Here is a 19,147-nt window from a genome sequence, read left to right as displayed (position 1 = left end):
CCCGACGGCGAACACCGTAAATGAGGGTATCGCAAGGTAAGCGAAGACACCAATGCCAAGTATTTTTCCTGAGCCATTGAATTAATTGCTGCCCACATTCCGCACCCTAAGTGTCACAACGTCTCAAAAGAGGAAGATGCCTGAGTCAAAATACTTATCTAGAGGAGTGAGTTGGCGGCAAGCTGCCGGCAACTAAGCCGAAAATTCCAGGGTTCCCCCAGTCATTCGCAATAAACAGTGCTTATTGAGAATGACTAGGCAATCAGACTTAACATCTAGGGGGAGATGTTCCAGTTGCTCGCTTTGTTTTGTCACCCCTGGAAGTCAATCCATCTGGTCAAGATAAGAGATAATATTCCTGGCAAGGTTTGGGAAAAAATCTCAAAATGTTGCGCCTCTCATCCGTTAAGTTGCTAATCTTTTGATTGTCTTGAATACGTAGGAGATGAATCCCTTGAAAGTTCTGAAATATCCAGCGTAATGTTGGTCGGTCAGTTAACTTACCCAACTGATTTTTCAGTCCCGTCTCCTGCTGTTTTAAATTCAGGCGAAGTTGTCTTTGGCCAATAGTATAAACCAACAGGCACGAGCAACGTGAGCAGGGCCATGACCTCGATTCTATGGGGAGATTTGAGAAAGACACTGTGGGCAAAAAAGCCGGGGTCTTTGAGAAAAGAAAATCCTCTTTCTGGAGCTTGTTGCCCCTTATATTTTTTGAGTATATCCTCACTGCTTAATCGTTTTTTCTCCAAATCGTTAGTTGCTAAAATGAATCGTCCTGCTCGTTTCTTTAGCCTCTCAATCGCTGGCAAATTCAACTCTAATTCGGCTTGAACTTGATAGCTTTGAGAGGGTAAATCGTCTTTTGATTTGAGTTTTGACTGCTCTCGTCTCAGGCGGAATGAGATTGACTTTAATCTCCGTTAACTGATGATATTTTAAGGAGTCAGATAATCCTTTGGCTATCGCCAACGCCACCGCTCTATTCTCAAATTCTCTTCGGGATAGTTGCCGGATTTTTTCTTGGGCAGAATTCTTTTCCTGCTCGATTTTTTTCTCTAATTTTTTCAAGTCTGATTCTTGTCTAGCTTGACTTTCAACTAGCAACCATCTTTGTTCTATTCCCCCATAGTTAGAGCTTGTTTCCCGCCAGGAATAACCCGGTATTTCTGCATCGGTTAACTCTTTTTCTGAGATGCTATCGACTAACTCTTGAGCCTCTTTAATGCTGAAGGCGACTCGAGACAACCAACGCATTTCTTTCATTAGTTTTAAATTCTCTTTGCTATAGAGGGCGCTATCGCCGACTATTAAACTGTCAAAGTCAACTTGTTTTTGAAATTCTCGGGCGATTTGACCAAAAACCGCTTTGTCTGCTTCATTTCCGTCCCCTACTTTCAGGAATAAAGGTACATCTCCATCCCCACTTACGATTAAGTCAATCATAAATTGTTTTAAGTCAGGTCGTCGGTCGCGGGAGTATCCGTGGGTAATTTTTATTGGCTGTTGTCTGGTTTCAATTTCTTCTCCCACTGCTCCTGATTTCAGGATTTCTACTGTTGGGTATTCCTTGTTATATTCTCCTTCTACTGATAGAGAAGTCGAATCTAAATGGGAGTTCTCGGTTGCTACACCAAATTTTTTCACGGCTGCTAAACTAATGAGTAGGAAAATCCCCGAAACATCCAGTTGATAAAGTTTGTCCATCACTCGACCAATTTTATCATCATTCAGGTGTTTTGCTTCGATGCCTTCTCCCAGCAGATGTTCGGTTGCTTTATCTTCAAAAAATTGAGGAAATAAATACAAGGCCCGGGAGACAAATCCCAATCCGTTCAGGATAATTGCTTTCACGACTTGCCCCGCTGTGACAATTTCTCCTCGCTCAATTGAGACTTGTTCGTTGATAATTTCAACGATTCCTATTTCATCGATAATTCCGGCTACTAATCCCAGATGGTCTAGATTTTTGACTTCAATTTCTGTTGATTGATTCATGGTCGAACAGCCCACTGCCTAAGTTTTCCAACAATTCCTATTTTTTCATAATTAGGGGTCTCAATATCCCCCTAACGGCCACCGAGAAAACCTTCACCAGATAAGTATTTTTACTCAAGTCTCTGGAGGGGGACAGCTTATGTGACAGTTGAGGGTGCGGAATGTGGGTTGCTGATTGGCAAAGCCTCGGTCGGCTAACAGCATGACATTCTCAAAGCCCTGAAGATAGCCTTTGGCTCTGTCCAACAAGGGTTCGTATTTCTCAAAAGCTAGGCTGGCACTACCATGTTCTAATCCCATCCACATCAAGGGGACGGCTCTCCCCCCGCAGACCACCGCTAGATAGACAAAGCAGTATTGATTCCACAACAGAGTGGTATCTATTGCTAGATACAGTCTTTCCCCCTTCTCCTTCCAAGTCTCGATGGCTTTCAATATTAAGGGGATGTATATCTTTTCCACCGCTACTCTTCCATTCTGGCAAAAGCGATTCCACCGTCTCTGATAACTATTGGCTTGTTCGGCTCTGCTTTGTACAAAGGGTTCCCATCTGGCTTGATTGAGACTTTGACTACTGAGTAGGGCTGTCACCATCCAACTGAGGACGGTTAAATGTCTTTTATCCACAAATCGGCTTCCTTGTTCTAGATAGGAATAAACTTGGGAGAAGATTCTGTTCTCGGTTTTCATCTTGTAGGGATTCTTGCTTTTTCCCTATCTACCCAGATATTTTTCTTTTTGGCAACCCTTGTCTTGTCAGGTTTTGACCCACTTGTGTCCGTCAGTCAGGGCGCGTCCCTTCTTGCGACTTGACCACTTATTTTCTGTTGACCCTTTTCCCTGTTTTGCTTCTCGCAAAGCTCGTCAGGATTATTATGGCAAAATTACCTTTTCTTTTATTCAGGAGTTTGAGGCTTTCACATAACAGTACTTGTCTTTGTATTGAAAAATGTGTCCGTCAGTCAGGGAATTAAACTGAGTGGCTCGCAAGTGAGAAGAATATTGAGAAGAAAAAAGTATGTGTATATCTGGGCGAAATATAGTCTAGAAGATAAGCAAGACAAGAAATTAAGAAAAGCATTTAAAGAAAAATTAGATGAATATTTAAGGTTGGCTAAAGAAAAGCCAGAGTCAATCCAGGTATGGTTTTGGGACGGGGCTGTGTGGCGACGCAGGTTCGCCACACAGCCCCTTATGAGTGTGGATTTAGTTTGAGAGTAATAAGAAGGAGAGCTTGGACAAAAAAAGGAAAGCGAAAAAAAGTGAATGGACAAAGAAAAAGAGGAAGGGTGAATGTGATGGGAGCCTTAAGATATAATGACAAAAACGAGTCTGTTTTATGATCAAAAAAGGAAATTCAGAAACTTTCCATGAACAATTAAAGAAACTTCATGAAGAGATTCGTCAAGAATGGATAAACTTGGGAAATCTGCCCGAAGATTTTCGAGAAAAAAGACCGAAAATTATCATCATATTAGACAATGCTAGTTATCACAAAAAGAAAGATGTTATTGAGCAGGTGGAAAAAGAGTTGCCCAATATTAGGCTAGAGTTTTTACCAGCTTATAGTCCAGATTACAACCTAATAGAATTAGTGTGGCATTCCGCTAAAGAGTACATAGCTAATCGAGAATTTGAAAATAAAGAAGAACTGGAAAAAGTAGTCAATCAGCTTTTAAATGAAGGGGGATTGATTATTAAATGGAGTAGAAAACTTAAAAATAAGGGTAATGCTGTCAATGTAACTTAAATGCGTAAAAGCTTACTACCGGTTTGCCGACACTTTGAATAATTTAGGGGGTAATCCCGCCCTCCAGACGCTGAAATCCTATGATCTTGGTCATGAATTACTGTTAATTGGGCGATATTATCTATCTCAAAATTTCTTGCTTCAGGGGGTTGGTTCCGTGGCGTTTCCGGGCAGTGCTATTCGTCTCGCCGCGGACAATAATACTAGCCCTTGGGTTACTCTACAAGTGTCCCTGTTTATGTTTTTCTGAGTTTATCCTCCTGTTGCCAGAGGACAAGAATGATGGTATGTGATATAATTTGCTCTTGCTTTCATCTACATATTTAAGTGATTTTGTCAAGAAAATGAGCGAATTAAAATCCCAAATCACGGCTATTGATCATCAACTTTCCAAACGTCCGATCGCTCTCGATCCCGCAGGATATTTTATTATTTATCTCGACCGAGAAGCCGGGTTAATCTGTGCCAAACATTACAGCAATATTATCAACGAAAAAGGTTTAGCCGTCGATCCAGAAACGGGAAAAGTTATCGGTGTTAGGCAAAAACTTGATCGCAATCCTGAGTCTATTTACACCGCTAGGACTGCCAAAGAATTAGCCGTCAAAGTAATCGAAGAAACCCAACCTTGTCCCATTACTATGTTCGATCATGCTGCTTATTTAGGTCGAGAATTTACCCGCGCTGAATACGCTTTAATCACCGGCGAAGAATATATTCAGGATTAAAAATTGGGCTTTTCAGTAATCAGTAAACAGTAAACAGTAAACAGGGATAAAGATGAAGATAAATAACTTAAAACTTACATCTGATAACTGATAACTGATAACTGATCACTGATAACTGATCACTGATCACTGATCACTGATAACTGATAACTGATAACTGATAACTGATCACTGATAACTGATAACTGATCACTGATAACTGATAACTGATAACTGATCACTGATCACTGATCACTGATCACTGATAACTGATCACTGATAACTGATAACTGATAACTGATCACTGATCACTGATCACTGATCACTGATAACTGATAACTGATAACTGATAACTGATAACTGATAACTGATAACTGTTAAACCGTGCCTTTAAATAAACCTTGGGGACGGAATAATAACAGCAATATCATAATTAATAAAGCCACGGCTAATTTATAATCAGAACCAATTAAGGGAACACTAATTTCTTGAGCAACACCAATAATTAAAGCCCCAGCAATCGCTCCGTAGGGATTACCAATACCACCTAAAATAACGGACGCAAACATTGGTAAGATTAAAAACCAGCCCATATTGGGACGTACTCCCCCAGTAATTAAACCGAACATACCTCCAGCTAAAGCAGTTAAAACTCCCGTGATTATCCATGTCCAGAAGACAACCCATTCGACGTTAATTCCGGTTACTCTAGCTAAATCGTTGCTGTCAGCTACGGCACGCATCGCCTTACCAATCTTAGTTTTTTGTAATAAAAAATGGAGGGCAATAATAACTATAATTGCCAAACCAATAACTAACAATCGATCAAAAGCTACTTTAATACCAAAAATTTCTGTAGCGGTCATCACAGGGAGATCGTAGCGTTGATTACTGCCGCCCCAGATCATTAAAATACCATTGCGAAGAAATAAAGCCAAACCGATGGAAATAATAATTAAAGTGGTAGAGTCAGCCCGTCGATCGCGCATAGGTTTCCATAATAATCTCTCGGCAATGAGCATGGCAATAGCTGTCACCGCTGCCCCCACCGGCATGGCTAACCAGAGATTAACCCCTTGTGCATTTACCAGCCAAGTTATGTAAGCACCTAAAGTCATAAAATCGCCGTGGGCAAAATTAGACAGACGCAAAATGCCACAGGTAAGGGTTAACCCGACAGCAGCCAGAGCAATAATACTGCCGACGGCTAAACCATTGAATAAAAGTTGCGGTGTATCCATCAAACCTCTTGTATAAATCAGAAATTGTCCTTAGAAATAGAAGTCAGGAGAGAGAAAATTAATTAACTTTTGTCTTTTACCTTATTTAACTGAAAGCTGAGGGCCTGTGGCTTAAATATTTTTGTTTAGACCAAATTACACGGCAGTATAAGCTCAGACAGCTATTATAAAGGTTTGTGTGCCAGCAATTTCTGGCGGCCGGTGGAAAGCTGACGGCTGATGACTTACTGCTATAAAATCAAGAATGCCCACTGATGGAATTTGCCGCCAATGAAGACTATCTTTCGATTAGCGATCGCTTTTTTTGCCCTACTATTTATCCTATCTCCTGTCAATGCCTTAGCTGCCAGTTCTGCTGCTGTCACAGGAGCCAATGCCAGTTATGAAAACCAGAATCTGACAGGAAAGGATTTTTCGGGACAAAATTTGCAATCTGCCCAATTTACTAACGTTAATCTGCAAGATTCTAACTTTAGCTCTGCCGATTTGCGCGGGGCAGTGTTTAACGGAGCCTCTATCATCGAAGGCAACTTTCATGGAGCGGACTTAACCAATGGGTTAGCCTATCTGAGTACCTTTAAAAATTCCGATTTAAGCGATGCCATTTTTGCCGAAGCAATTATGCTGCGCACCATTTTCGAGGGGGTAAATATCAACGGTGCTGATTTTAGTTTTGCCGTGCTTGACGCTCAACAAATCAAAAATCTCTGTGAAAGAGCCGAGGGTGTCAACTCAAAAACCGGCATCTCTACCCCGGAATCTTTAGGATGTGATCAATGATGCAAACCCGGGTTGGTGTTATTGGTGGTGGACAATTAGCATGGATGATGGCACAGGAAGCCAAGAAATTAGGCATTTCTCTAATTGTACAAACACCACACCCCGACGATCCCGCCGTTGCTTTAGCTGACGGGGTTGTCTTTGCGGAAATAGCCGACGTGGAAGGCACAAAAAAACTAGCTCAACATTGTGATCTGATCACTTTTGAAAATGAGTTTGTTAATTTAGATGCCCTAGAAGAATTAGCGGCCACAGGAGTGAAATTCTATCCTAGTTTGGCAAATCTGCGCCCCCTATTGGATAAATACGAGCAAAGATGTTATTTACGCTCCCTAGGGTTGCCTGTGCCTGATTTTTGGGCGATAGATAATTTATCCCAGCTAGAAAATTATCCTTTTCCGCTAGTGCTGAAAGCGCGACGACACGGTTATGATGGTCAAGGAACCTTTATTATCCGCACTCCTGAAGAATTAAAGGCCAAAAAGCCGCAATTAGAGCGTCTTGACTTGATGTTAGAAGCTTATATTCCCTACGAGCGAGAATTAGCCATCGTTGCCGCTAGGGGATTAACTGGGGAAATCGTCACCTATCCCGTGGTAGAAACCCATCAAGAGGAGCAAGTCTGTCACTGGGTAATCGCTCCCGCCGCTCTTAACCAATCTTTACAGGCTCAAACCGAATCTATCGCCCATCATCTGTTAAGTAGTTTGTCGGCGGTGGGTGTTTTCGGGATGGAATTATTTGTCACTTCCCAGGGAGAGGTATTGATTAATGAAATCGCTCCCCGTACCCATAATTCTGGTCATTACAGCCTTTCTGCCTGTCTTACCTCCCAATTTGCTCTACAACTGCAAGCAGTGGCTAATTTGCCCCTCGGAGCCACGGATTTAAAATCTGCCGGGGCAGTCATGGTTAATCTATTGGGTTTTGAGGATAGTGACGGTGATTATGGCGAAAAAAGAGCAGTTTTAGCGGCAATTCCAGACGCTCACGTTTTTTGGTACGGTAAGAAATCCCGTCCCGGTCGAAAATTAGGCCATGTCACCCTCTTAAGGGATACAAGCGATCGCTCTGAGTTATTGGCCCTAGCAAAACAGATAGAAAAGCTTTGGTATGGTTGTTAGGGAAGTGGGGTGTATTTTCAGTGAACAGTAATCAGTAAACAGTGAACAGTAAACAGTAATCAGTAAATAGTGAACTGATAATTGATAAAAATGTGAACTGAAACCTCACATCTGAAACCTCACATCTGATAACTGGCTCTTCTGGTTTCTGTGTGGAAACGAGGTCTATACCGATAGTTTCTTCCGCAAAATAGTCCTAAAAGTTTTGCCCAATAAGCACTTCAGGGTTCCATAAGCAAAAATTATCACACAAAGTCGAGAAGAGCCGATAACTGATAACTGATAACTGATAACTGATAACTGATTCAGCAAACCTAATTAAAAGACTTTTTTGATTGCCTCGGCCAGTTTTTGACTGATTAACTCGTTACCGTCCCTGCTGAGATGAATATTATCGATATAGAGGGAATCGGGATTAGGATGGGCTTGAAAAATGGGCAGAAAATCTAGATAAAAAATCTGCTGGTTGCCGGTGAAATCCGCTAGTCTTTGACGGGATTTCAATTCATAATCTCGCCCCTGTTTTTGAGCTTCGCGAATGAGGGGAGTGATAGCGATAATTAAACGGGCTTGATTAGCCTGAGCAAGGGATTGAATTTGGGCAAGAGCGTTTAAATTATTGCCCACTCGATCGCCTCCTTCTTGCACCGGTGGTAGGGGAGGATAACGCTTAAAATATCGATCGTACAACTCGATTAAAGCTAAAGCCGGCCGGCGATCAGGATAATTAATTTCTCGTCCCACCACCGCCGAACTAGGAGCTAAAGCGAACAGATCATCGGTGTTCATTAATAACACAATCACCTGAGATTCAAAGGTGCCGAAACGTCGCAGATAGGCCAATTGATTGCGTGGTCCCCACGAATTAGCCGAAGCATTGAGAACTTGCACTGAACCCGTCAGATTTTGGCCTAAATTTTTGGTGATTAAAGCAGCAATGGTCTCTTTTTGATCTGTCCACCAAGAGCCATTAGCGATCGAATCACCGATTAACATTATTCTCGTCGTCTCTGGAGGCCGTTGGGGTGTAATCGGATCGCTGCGCATCGAATACTGATTAACGGCGATAAAATTGGAAAAACGGCGCGTTTGTTGATTAGGAGCCAAAAGATAGCCAATTTCGGCATCAGCTTTGTAAATAAGCGGATTACCGAACCCGAAGACAATTCTTAAAATAGCCTCAAGGAGAAGGCCAAGGGCGAAAAGAACGCCTAGAATGATTAAAGACAGCCGAATGATACCAATTTCTAATAACACGGATAGATGAGAGTTAGCTAATTTATGATCCTAAAGTGTCTCATACTTTCTACATCCATCTCATGAAAAGGAGTTAAAAGCAATGTCAGACTTAAATCGTGGCATCATGAAATTCGAGGGAGCCGATAAACCGGCAGTAGTGGCGATATCGTCGATTATCGTTATCGGTAGTATTATTGCTCTGATTCTTTGGGCAATGAAAGTCGCCTACATCTAGTTAACTAAGTGGGTGGGTGGAATTAAATATAAGATGAACGTAGGTTGGTTTGAAGCATGAAACCCAACGCCCGCTCATGTTACGCTACCGCTAACCCATCCTACAAATAATTGTGCCTCCCTACTTAGAATAATTTCCCTCACTTTTGGCATCACTCGGTTTAAATTTCTGGCCATCACGATCTCACCTCTTGTCCCCTTGAGCCTGTAGGATAGGGTCAAGGGAGAAATTGCTAGTTCCCTCTATTGCGCTTGCTAGTCACACTCGACTCGAAACAGATCATCGATGAGCAGATCAACTTCTGTTTTAACAGAACTGTTGCAGTTACTCCCCCAATGGCGATCGCAGATGTACTTCAAAGCATCCCTGACCGCGCTATCCCACGCCATGGAGGATCAGGTTTTAGCGGAAGACGATCAACCATTAGTGATTGCCAGTTTTCAGCGTGAGCGCTTTTATCGTCAAGAGGCCCATCGCTATCGACGCATTGCCCACAAAAGCGGGCAAGTTTACGTTTTGTCCGCCCCAGAAACCGATTTTAAGCATAGTTCCGACGTTTACGAGACGATCGCTTTTCAACCGGACGACAGTTTAGCCAAAGAATGGCATCTAGTGGTTATCAGTCGCCATTATGCTAGTTGTTTAATCTGTCGGGAACGAACCCATCTGGTAGCCGAAGGGGAAAATAGGGCAGCTATGGATAATAATCGCCGTTTTGAGGGGATTTGGACGAGCGATCGCCATGTGAGTCAACAGGCCGCCCAAATTCTCTTAAATCATATTCTCGATTATCGTCCCGAACTGGCAGAGAAAATTAGGCGCGCTCAAGAAGAATACCTGATCTGTGAACTGACGGACAGGGATCATCAAGAGGAACCGGATCCCTTTGTCCAGCGATTGGTCACTTATTTGCAAGCGGGACAGTATAAACTGCTGAAAGCCAATCGTTCCTTGGCATCGAAAGAACACAAGGAAAGACTGATCAACTCGGTGACAGCGGCGATCCGTCGTTCCCTCGATCCGGAAGATATCCTCCAGGTGGCAGTGCGGAAATTGGGGGAGGGATTGGGAGTCTGTCGCTGCGTGGTCTATCGTTGTAAGGAAGCCGACATTAACGCCACCATCGAACACGAATTTTTAAACCCTGGCATTAGTTCCATCAAAGGACAAAAATGGCCCCTGAAAAATAATCCTCTGTTTCAGGAAGTGCTGGAATTGAGAGAATCCCTAAAAATCGAAGACGCTATTCACGATCCCCGTCTTCCCGGGGATTCCATTCAAAATCTGGTGCGGGAATGTTCCATCTATTCTTGGTTATTAGTACCGATTTTTTACCAAAGCCGTCTCTTGGGAATGTTGGAACTGCATCACTGTGGACCCTATACCACCACTTGGAAGAGCGAGGATGTCGCCCTGGTGGACGCGGTGGCCACTCAAATCGGAGTCGCTCTCATTCAAGCAGAAGCCTACGCTAATTTACAGGATTTAAATGAACAATTAGCCGCCCTCGATCGCACTCGTTCTAATTTAGTCGCCATTACCGGCCACGAATTACGCACCCCCTGTCCACCATTCAAGTCTGTCTAGAAAGTTTGGCCTCGGAACCGGATATGCCGGCGGAAATGCGCCAAATTATGCTTGATACTGCCCTGAAAGATGCGGAACGAATGCGTAAATTAATCCAAGATTTTTTAACTCTTTCTAGGTTAGAAAGTGGCCGGGTTAATTGGAATCCCGAAGCTTTATCCTTATCGGAATGTGTGGAATTAGCCATCAGTCACGTTCACTCCCTCAATCTCGACAACGAAAACCCCAAAATTAGCAATCTTGTCCCCCCTAATCTGCCCTTTGTTTTAGCCGATGGCGAGTGGTTAGTGGAATTACTCTCCAAACTTCTCGATAATGCCTGTAAGTTTACCGGACGGGAGGGAAATGTCTCGATCGAAGTCGCTTTGGGAAAGCCAAAAACTCTAGAAGTCACCATTTCTGACACCGGACGCGGGATCGAACCCAATCGTTTAGAACAGGTTTTTGATCGCTTTTACCAAGAGGAAGGAGCCCTGCAACGCAGTGCCGGGGGAACTGGTTTAGGACTGGCTATCTGTCGTCAGATCGTCAATGGTTGGGGCGGCGAAATTTGGGCAGAATCCCGGGGCAAAAATCACGGCAGTCAGTTTCATTTTACTATTCCAATATTTAAAGATAAAACTAACAATAATCCCCCAAATACCGCTCCGAAAAAATCCCCCCGTCGTGCTGCCAGTAAACGTAAATAGCGGCCGGTTGCCCGTTTAGTTTTGGCTCTCTACTCGTGACTTCCTATGCCTTTTCTTCATCAAAAACTAAACAAAAAAGCATTAAAAAAGAAGCATCCAATCCCCAGGATATATAATAAACTTAAAAGAGTAATCAATTAGTCGTTTTTAGGTGAAAAAATTATGGGACGTGCCAAGAGAGTGGTTTTAGCTTATTCCGGAGGAGTCGATACTTCCGTCTGTATTCCCTATCTCAAACAGGAATGGGGAGTAGAAGAAGTGATTACCCTAGCCGCCGATTTAGGACAGGGAGACGAATTAGGACCGATTCAAGAAAAGGCTCTGCGCTGCGGAGCGATCGAATCCTTAGTAGTCAATGCTCAAGAAGAATTCGTCAAAGAATACGCTTTTCCCTCAATTCAAGCTAATGCTCTCTACGAAAATCGTTATCCCCTTTCTACCGCCCTGGCTCGTCCTTTAATCGCTAAATTATTAGTAGAGGCCGCCGAGAAATACGGGGCCGATGCCGTCGCTCACGGTTGCACCGGCAAAGGTAACGATCAAGTGCGTTTTGATGTGGGCATTATGACCCTCAATCCTAGTTTAAAAGTTCTCGCTCCCGCCAGGGAATGGGGCATGAGCCGGGAAGAAACCATCGCCTACGGGGAAAAATTCGGGATCGAGTCTCCTGTGAAAAAATCCTCGCCTTTTAGTATCGATCGTAACCTGTTGGGGCGCAGTATTGAAGCCGGTCCCTTGGAAGATCCGATGACGGAACCCCCGGAAGAAATCTATTTAATGACCAAAGCGATCGCCGATACTCCCAACGAGCCGGAATACGTCGATATCGGTTTTAATCAGGGGATTCCTGTCAGTTTAAACGGAGAAAATCTCGATTCTGTCACGCTAATTAGTCAATTAAATGACCTAGTGGGTAAACACGGTGTTGGTCGTTTAGATATGATCGAAAACCGGGTAGTGGGAATTAAATCCCGAGAAATTTACGAGGCCCCGGCTTTATTAGTTTTAATTGATGCTCACCGGGACTTAGAAAGTTTGACTTTAACTGGAGATGTTACCCAATATAAACGGGGAATTGAAGATACCTACGGACAGTTAATTTATAAAGGATTGTGGTACAGTCCCTTAAAGGAAGCGATCGATGCTTTTATCCTCAAAACCCAAGAACAGGTAACGGGATCGGTGCGAGTCAAACTGTTTAAAGGTAACGCTAAAGTGGTCGGTCGTCAGTCAGTCAATTCTATCTATTCTCCCGATTTAGCTACCTACGGAGCCGAGGATCAATTTGATCATAAAGCTGCTGAAGGTTTCATCTATGTTTGGGGATTACCCAGCAAAGTTTGGGCCGAAAAAACTAGAGGGAAGTAATCAACAATTCTCCCCTAAGTAAGTGGGTGTTAATTCAGATCCCCCCAGCGATCAACACCCCCCTTATCAAGGGGGGAAGGGGGGATCGGCACCCCCCTTATCAAGGGGGGAAGGGGGGATCAACATCCTTATTAAGGTAGGGTTGATTCACGAATCAACCCCCAAGGTAGGGTTAATTCATGAATTAACCCTACTATGGGCGAAGGGGGGATCAGCACCCTTATCAAGGGGGGAATCAACAAAAATTAAATTTGAACCAGACTCGATAACTGATTTAAATTTGATCACCGATTTTATCAGACTTAGGATTGTTAATAAAATTAAATATAACTAATGAAATTACTTTTTTAGAACCATGCCAGCAAAAGATATTTACCATGAAGCCGTGAAAAATGCCTTAATTAAAGACGGTTGGAGTATTTTAGCTGATCCTTATAAAATTAAATATAAAGATGTTGAATTTTTGCTGATTTAGCAGCAGAAAAACCTCTGGCTGCTGAAAGAAATGGACGTAAAATTGTTGTGGAAATCAAAAGCTTTTTAAGTCCCTCACCTATGAGAGATTTTGAAATAGCTTTAGGACAGTATATTTTATATCGAAATTTAATCAGTCTTACCGAACCAGAATATCAAATTTATCTAGCCATTAAAGACAGCATTTATGAAAATTTTTTCCAACGAGAATCAATTCAGGCTATTGTGAAAATAAATCAATTACTTTTGCTGGTTGTTGAGATGGAAAAGGAGAAAATTTTACGATGGATAGACTAAAAAAATATCGCAATGCCATTAAAAAAGTATTAACAGAATATCACGAATGGGTTTCTGGTTCTGCTAATTTAGATCAAGAAAGTTGTCTGGTTTTTGACGAGATACATGATCAGTATTTTTGGCTTTTTATGGGTTGGGAAGGCAAGAAAAAAATCAGGAATATTCAAGTCCATATTAGGATTAAAAATGAGAAGATTTATATTGAGGAGGATTGGACAGAGGAAGGTATCGCTACGGAATTATTAAGGGAGGGTATTTCTAAAGAAGATATAGTTTTAGCTTTTTACGATCTGGAAACTCGTAAGTTAACAGGGTTTGCCGTGAGTTAAGTTATCGGTAAATCTTGCCTCGAAATCTGAGGTTGATAAAAGAAGCTTAAAGGAGCTATTCTGTTACTTTTGAACCATTTTATCCCTATAGGTAACAAAAATTTGAGTTATAATTATAATATCTCTATAAACCAGCATAAAAAAAGCTTATGGCTATTTCAATTACTTTAACTTTACCTGATGAGATTTTTAATCTAGCTCAATCCTTAGCCCATTCAATTAACCGTGATCTTAATGATATATTAGTAGAAGCGATCGCTTTTTCTATTAGTCCCAATTATCAAGGCGAAAAAATCTCATCCCTAAATTCATTATCAGATGAAGAAATTATCAAATTAACTCAATTACAAATGGCATCAGAACAGGATCAAAGATTAAGCGAGTTGCTCAATCAACAACAAGAGAGAGATTTATCAACCTTTGAAAATACGGAACTTTGGTCATTGATGCAAATTTATCAAATAAACTTGTTAAAGAAGTCTCAAGGATTAAATGAAGCGGTTAAAAGAGGATTAATTTCACCCTTAGAAGCATGAATCCCAGCCCTATTCCCGACTATATTAAAGATAAAATTCGCCAACAGGCCAATACTAAATCTGGTTATTAAAAACTGATTATTTATTCCCCCTTTTGCATGAGGTTCTCTCCTTTATAAGCAGCCTATACTCAACGGATTTAGTATAATTGCTGATTGTCGGTATTCCTGCAAATGTAAGATGCACCAGGTCAATTTATTGCGGGGGAACCTATACTTTGCACGGCTACAACTTGCATTTTTTACTCAAGGACAATAATATAGTTTAAGAGTCATAATTAGAAGCAAAGCACTCATTAAAAACATGATTAACCTAGAATTCACGGAAGAAGAAAAGAACTCACTGTATTATGAAAGATTTCATCATCCCCATCCCCGGGTTCAACTGAAGATGGAAGTTCTCTGGTTAAAAAGCCAAAAGATACCGCACCAAAAAATTTGTCAGTTAGCAGGAATCTCGCCAAATACCTTATTAACCTATCTTCGCGATTATCAAGAAGGCGGAATAGAAAAATTAAAAGAAATCAACTTCTATCGCCCTAAAAGTGAATTAGAGTTTCAAAAAGAAACCCTCAAAAAATACTTCGAGAAAAATCCAGCAGCCACAATAAATGAAGCTGTATATAGGATAGAAGAATTGACGGGAATAAAACGAAGTACTACCCAAGTGAGAAAATTTTTAAAATCAATGGGAATGAAATGTTTAAAAGTAGGTTCTCTTCCTTCTAAAGCTGACCCAGATGAACAAGAGGACTACAAAGAAAAAAAGCTAGAACCCAGACTAAATGAGGCAAAAGAAGGAAAAAGGGCTGTTTTTTTTGTTGATGCCGCTCACTTCGTCATGGGAGCATTTCTCGGTTTTGTTTGGTGTTTTGAGAGACTTTTTGTTAAGTCACCGAGCGGGCGTAAACGCTTCAATGTTTTAGGAGCATTAAATGCAATAACTCATGAAGTTATTCTGGTAACATATGAAACTTATATTACGGCAACTCAAGTCTGTGAACTCCGGTCAAAAATAGCTGCTTTAGGACTAATGATTCCCATCACTCTAGTCTTAGATAATGCCCGCTATCAAAAATGTAAAATTGTTGAAGAATTGGCTCTTTCTTTGTCAATAGAGCTGCTCTATCTGCCGTCTTATTCACCTAATCTAAATTTAATTGAAAGGCTGTGGAAATTGGTCAAAAAGAAATGTTTATATGGTAAATATTATGAGAACTTTTCTGACTTTTCTTCAGCTATTTATGAATGTCTGAATGATGCCCATCTGAAACATAAAAAAGAACTGGATTCCTTGCTGACTCTACGATTTCAGAAGTTTAATAAATCTCAGATTATGAACGTCTAAAGTATAGTAGCGAAGGTGATCATTTCGGTCAAAGAAACTAAGTAGAGGTAGAACCTCGCTTATCTGCGTTGCCAGCTATAACCTTGCAACCAGTCAAAAATATTTATATAACCCAAAACTATCTTAAATATAAAAATCATAATAAATGATGATTAAATAACCCTTGACTTCCCCCCCCCTTGTGATAGTTTTGGCTGTGGGATATTGGCGCAAAACTAGCGTTAAATATGATCATAATTTTCTCCTATTACTGTCATCGAATCCATGAAAAAATTACTGACAATTTTAACCCCCTTGACTCTGATGGGGTTAGCTGGGGTTACGGGAGCATCTCACCTTTGCAATAAGTAGAAATGCTTAATGAGATCAATAAAAAAGTTAAAAAAGGCAACCATTTAGATAAGCACAGCGATGACGAAGGACTTGCGGTACATTACAAGATTGCCAACTTGCACCAGTAATTTTAAGACGATGAGCAATTTGTTTAATTTTTGATTCGACGGAGCCAGAGCCAATGGAAATCCCCTCTGCCTGCAAATAACCATAATTGACAATTCGATGTTTATGCTTGTTTAAATAAGTAATAAAATTCTCAACTTGCGGCTCTGACCATCCTTCACAACAAGAGATAGCGGCGTCCACGTCCCCCTTCCTCAAGAAAACATTTTACCTCCTCAATTCGCTGGAATGACCCGCCAACTTTATAGAGGTTTTCGATTAAATGATACCAATCCAATATTTCAATTCTTTCCTGTTTCTCTCCGAGCTCACGAAATAAATTCCAGATACCATCATGTCCATCTCCTAAACAAATTAAAGGCTTGGCCAAAACTTGAGAATTAACCAAATCTAATAAAGCTGAGTTATCTTGAAAAAAAGCCGCTACCCCCAGTTGATGAAAACTCACTGCTTTATAATCACGCCAAATTAAGGCTTTTCCCTTGGCAGTTCTTAGTCGTACCTTACCGCCATCTAGGCTCATTTCTTCCACTTCCACTTCTGGGTTAGACGGTAATTCTTCAAAAGCATATCGATGTACGAGGCGTTGTTGGGTACTGTGAGAAACAGCAATCCCTGTCAATGATTTGATTTTCTGCGCCGATTTTTCGTAGGATTCATCGCCACTTAATAGCAAACAGTTCTTCTCTAACATTGGACTCATCTGAGTCCGAGACTTTATTTCTAATTTTTTCGCTTGTTTTTCTGTAATTGGTAATTCCCCCAAAATACTTTTCACTTTTCTCGTCCGACCGGCAGTTTCTTCTGTGCTTGTTTTGACAAAAAAATACCGATTTCTGGGTTAACATAATGAATCATTAAATCTCTGACTGTCTCCTCTATCTCTCCCAAGTTATTAAATTTCTTAATTTGGGATTGCTCATAGAGACATTGCCCTAACTCTTGACATAACTCTTTAATTCTTTTTTCATTTTCTGATAACATTGAATTATTCCTCCCATCGAGAGCTATTCTGAATTGTAAGTTATAACTATTATAATCTCATTTCTCTTTGTGATCAAGTTGAAGATTTTCTAGTTTTTGACTGCTATAAGTATTAATACTCATTGCATAAGTGAGATGCTCCCGGGGTTATGGGGTTAGGGGTTACTCCTGCTCAAGCGGCAATAGTAGCTGGTTGGAATTCATTTAATGCCAGTACCGCAACCTATCCCAAAGCGGCGAATACTGTAGGTGCGAATATAACCAGCACTGGGTTAAACACCGCCGGGATAAATCGGGAGAATGATCCTATCTTCCTGTTGGGTGGTTCTACTACTAACGGTTGGAATACAGGTAGCACTGTTAATACCAGCCAATATGTGGAATTTGCCGTACAACCTAGTGCAGGTTTTCAAGTCGATTTTACTAACTTACAACTCAATGCGGCCCAAACTGAAACGCAGCTAGATTTAGTCTTGCGCTCTAGTGTTGATGGGTTCACCAATAATTTAGGGACACAAGTTAACTTAACAACTAGCTTTAATACCTACAGCTTTGACCTAAGCAGTTTAGCACCCCAAACCGGCCCGGTGCAGTTCCGTCTCTATGGACTGAATGCTAATGGCTTATCTGTCTATTTAATTGCCGACAACTCCACTAATGTTGCCGGGGGTGGGTTTGTGGCTCTTAATGGGGATATCACTCCTGCTGGTGGCGGTGGTGTATCAACCCCGGAACCTAGTGGTATAGTGAGTTTAATCGCTGTTGGTGCCTTGGGTGCCGCTTCCCTTCGTCGTCGGGGATAAGGGAGGAGGGGCAACTACAGAGGGGTTGCCCCGAAATTGGTTAAATATTATCAATATTCTTTTACATTTCCTCGGCAATTTGTTAAGGTGATAAGGTGAAAGAGGAATAACAATCAATAGAGCCAATGACTCCCCAATTAATGATTCAACCTTCGTCTTTAATGAGAGAAGGGGTTGAACTCCGCGAATTTGGTAACATTTATTTATTCAGGTTTACTTCAGAGCTACAATCTCGTTTTGAGCAGTTATTAGCTAAGAAGAAAACTGACAGTCTCTCTGTTGACGAAGAAGCGGAGTATGCTGGACTTTCTGAACTAGAGCGCGTTTTTACGCTTATTAACGCCCAACTTGCCACAAAAAGTCAATGGTGTCCCTATCAACTCGAAGAATAGTCCGACAACGAGCTAACTTTGCAACGAGTCAACGAGTCAAAGAAATAAGTAGAGGTAGAACCTCGCTTATCTGCGTTGCAAGGTAAAACCTTGCAACGAGTCAAAGTCCTTTTTTTAATTAGAGAAAATATGCAGATAAAAGACATGACTCCCCAAGAGTTACAAAGTTTAATCCGTAATACAGTAGATGATACTCTAGATGAATACTTTGGTGATCCGGATGAGGGAAAACAAGTTAAAGAATCTTTTAAAGAAAAGTTATTAGAAATCCAACAAAAAAGATTACAAGGAAGAGCGACTGTTCCCGCAGCTGAGGTGGATAAAAGATATGGGATAGAACCTTAAATGAGCTATTCTGTTACTTTTGAACCAGAGCATCTACCCTGACTGACGGACACATTTTTCAATACAAAGACAAGTACTGTTATGTGAAAGCCTCAAACTCCTGAATAAAAGAAAAGGTAATTTTGCCATAATAATCCTGACGAGCTTTGCGAGAAGAGCCAACAGGGAAAAGGGTCAACAGAAAATAAGTGGTCAAGTCGCAAGAAGGGACGCGCCTTATGAACAACTCCCGCCAGCCAACGTCAACCAATTTTCAAATAACTCAAACCACGCCGAAAATGAGCATCAACCTGACGGCGAGAGCCAGATTGTTGAACCGCCATGCCAGTTAAAGTAGCAAAGAGAATAGAAATGGCAACAATGAGATAGAGACGTTCTAAACAAGCAGCAGAGCGAACACGAGAATGTTCCCAGTCAAAAACGCCCGATTTACTGCCCTTGAAAGAGATGTTCAATGGGAAAA

General features: G+C 41.4%; 16 protein-coding genes and 5 pseudogenes. 14 read left to right on the top strand and 7 right to left on the bottom strand.

Annotation, left to right across the window (positions count from 1 at the left end; translation table 11 throughout):
- Positions 1-337: 337 nt before the first annotated feature.
- A pseudogene (locus tag VL20_RS25960) lies at positions 338-1,998 on the bottom strand (IS1634 family transposase).
- A gap of 114 nt (positions 1,999-2,112) precedes the next feature.
- Positions 2,113-2,688, bottom strand: a complete 576-nt coding sequence (locus VL20_RS33400) for a hypothetical protein (RefSeq protein WP_284525924.1) — start codon at positions 2,686-2,688, stop codon at positions 2,113-2,115.
- 279 nt (positions 2,689-2,967) lie between these two features.
- On the opposite strand from VL20_RS33400, the pseudogene VL20_RS30700 reads away from it, so the two are divergent.
- A pseudogene (locus VL20_RS30700) lies at positions 2,968-3,748 on the top strand (IS630-like element ISMae23 family transposase); the annotation flags it as partial.
- Positions 3,749-4,092: 344 nt separating this feature from the next.
- The gene (locus VL20_RS25935; protein ID WP_002735883.1) at positions 4,093-4,476 is read left to right on the top strand and encodes a DUF4346 domain-containing protein; all 384 of its coding nucleotides are present in this window, start codon (positions 4,093-4,095) and stop codon (positions 4,474-4,476) included.
- A 356-nt stretch (positions 4,477-4,832) separates the two neighbouring features.
- Here VL20_RS25935 and VL20_RS25930 read toward each other — a convergent pair whose 3' ends face one another.
- Positions 4,833-5,696, bottom strand: coding sequence for a branched-chain amino acid ABC transporter permease (locus VL20_RS25930; protein ID WP_052278260.1), 864 nt, complete (start codon positions 5,694-5,696; stop codon positions 4,833-4,835).
- Positions 5,697-5,966: 270 nt separating this feature from the next.
- Between VL20_RS25930 and VL20_RS25925 the strand changes: the two genes are divergently transcribed.
- Positions 5,967-6,476 (top strand): pentapeptide repeat-containing protein, encoded by a 510-nt coding sequence (locus VL20_RS25925; RefSeq protein ID WP_041803611.1) that lies wholly within the window; start codon positions 5,967-5,969, stop codon positions 6,474-6,476.
- A complete protein-coding gene (locus VL20_RS25920) occupies positions 6,473-7,600 on the top strand; it encodes a 5-(carboxyamino)imidazole ribonucleotide synthase (RefSeq protein ID WP_052278259.1) in 1,128 nt (375 codons plus the stop codon). The genes VL20_RS25925 and VL20_RS25920 overlap by 4 nt, the downstream gene beginning before the upstream one ends.
- Positions 7,601-7,765: 165 nt before the next feature.
- Here the strand turns inward: VL20_RS25920 and VL20_RS31405 are convergent, their stop codons facing one another.
- Positions 7,766-7,912, bottom strand: coding sequence for a hypothetical protein (locus VL20_RS31405; RefSeq protein WP_158499392.1), 147 nt, complete (start codon positions 7,910-7,912; stop codon positions 7,766-7,768).
- Positions 7,913-7,918: 6 nt separating this feature from the next.
- Positions 7,919-8,857, bottom strand: coding sequence for an SGNH/GDSL hydrolase family protein (locus VL20_RS25915; RefSeq protein WP_052278258.1), 939 nt, complete (start codon positions 8,855-8,857; stop codon positions 7,919-7,921).
- Between the two features lie 82 nt (positions 8,858-8,939).
- On the opposite strand from VL20_RS25915, the gene VL20_RS33395 reads away from it, so the two are divergent.
- From VL20_RS33395 to VL20_RS25875, 7 genes and pseudogenes are all read left to right on the top strand, one after another.
- A complete protein-coding gene (locus VL20_RS33395) occupies positions 8,940-9,074 on the top strand; it encodes a hypothetical protein (protein ID WP_002736350.1) in 135 nt (44 codons plus the stop codon).
- 285 nt (positions 9,075-9,359) lie between these two features.
- A pseudogene (locus VL20_RS25905) lies at positions 9,360-11,350 on the top strand (DICT sensory domain-containing protein).
- A gap of 162 nt (positions 11,351-11,512) precedes the next feature.
- Positions 11,513-12,718, top strand: a complete 1,206-nt coding sequence (locus tag VL20_RS25900; RefSeq protein ID WP_002736083.1) for an argininosuccinate synthase — start codon at positions 11,513-11,515, stop codon at positions 12,716-12,718.
- Positions 12,719-13,073: 355 nt separating this feature from the next.
- Positions 13,074-13,489: pseudogene (locus VL20_RS25890) on the top strand (XisH family protein).
- A complete protein-coding gene (locus tag VL20_RS25885) occupies positions 13,477-13,818 on the top strand; it encodes a XisI protein (RefSeq protein ID WP_002780558.1) in 342 nt (113 codons plus the stop codon). The pseudogene VL20_RS25890 and the gene VL20_RS25885 overlap by 13 nt, the downstream one beginning before the upstream one ends.
- A gap of 149 nt (positions 13,819-13,967) precedes the next feature.
- Positions 13,968-14,354, top strand: coding sequence for a hypothetical protein (locus tag VL20_RS25880; RefSeq protein ID WP_052278256.1), 387 nt, complete (start codon positions 13,968-13,970; stop codon positions 14,352-14,354).
- A gap of 303 nt (positions 14,355-14,657) precedes the next feature.
- Positions 14,658-15,701 carry an IS630 family transposase gene (locus VL20_RS25875; protein ID WP_052278255.1) on the top strand — a complete coding sequence of 348 codons (1,044 nt, stop codon included), beginning with the start codon at positions 14,658-14,660 and terminating at the stop codon, positions 15,699-15,701.
- 378 nt (positions 15,702-16,079) lie between these two features.
- On the opposite strand, the pseudogene VL20_RS25870 reads toward VL20_RS25875, so the two are convergent.
- Positions 16,080-17,144 (bottom strand): annotated as a pseudogene (locus VL20_RS25870) (ISKra4 family transposase).
- 149 nt (positions 17,145-17,293) lie between these two features.
- Between VL20_RS25870 and VL20_RS25860 the strand changes: the two are divergent.
- From VL20_RS25860 to VL20_RS25850, 3 genes are all read left to right on the top strand, one after another.
- Positions 17,294-17,947 carry a PEP-CTERM sorting domain-containing protein gene (locus tag VL20_RS25860; protein ID WP_052278254.1) on the top strand — a complete coding sequence of 218 codons (654 nt, stop codon included), beginning with the start codon at positions 17,294-17,296 and terminating at the stop codon, positions 17,945-17,947.
- A 125-nt stretch (positions 17,948-18,072) separates the two neighbouring features.
- The gene (locus VL20_RS25855) at positions 18,073-18,339 is read left to right on the top strand and encodes a hypothetical protein (protein ID WP_052278253.1); all 267 of its coding nucleotides are present in this window, start codon (positions 18,073-18,075) and stop codon (positions 18,337-18,339) included.
- 129 nt (positions 18,340-18,468) lie between these two features.
- Positions 18,469-18,684, top strand: a complete 216-nt coding sequence (locus tag VL20_RS25850; protein WP_002767716.1) for a hypothetical protein — start codon at positions 18,469-18,471, stop codon at positions 18,682-18,684.
- A 242-nt stretch (positions 18,685-18,926) separates the two neighbouring features.
- Here VL20_RS25850 and VL20_RS25845 read toward each other — a convergent pair whose 3' ends face one another.
- On the bottom strand, positions 18,927-19,139 hold the full coding sequence (locus tag VL20_RS25845; RefSeq protein WP_052275239.1) for a hypothetical protein: 213 nt from the start codon (positions 19,137-19,139) through the stop codon (positions 18,927-18,929).
- Between the last annotated feature and the right edge of the window lie 8 nt (positions 19,140-19,147).

Origin of the sequence: Microcystis panniformis FACHB-1757 (assembly GCF_001264245.1) — a bacterium.
Taxonomy (GTDB): domain Bacteria; phylum Cyanobacteriota; class Cyanobacteriia; order Cyanobacteriales; family Microcystaceae; genus Microcystis; species Microcystis panniformis.
The sequence above is the reverse complement of the archived record's forward strand: the minus strand, read 5'-3'. Positions and strand labels throughout refer to the sequence as shown.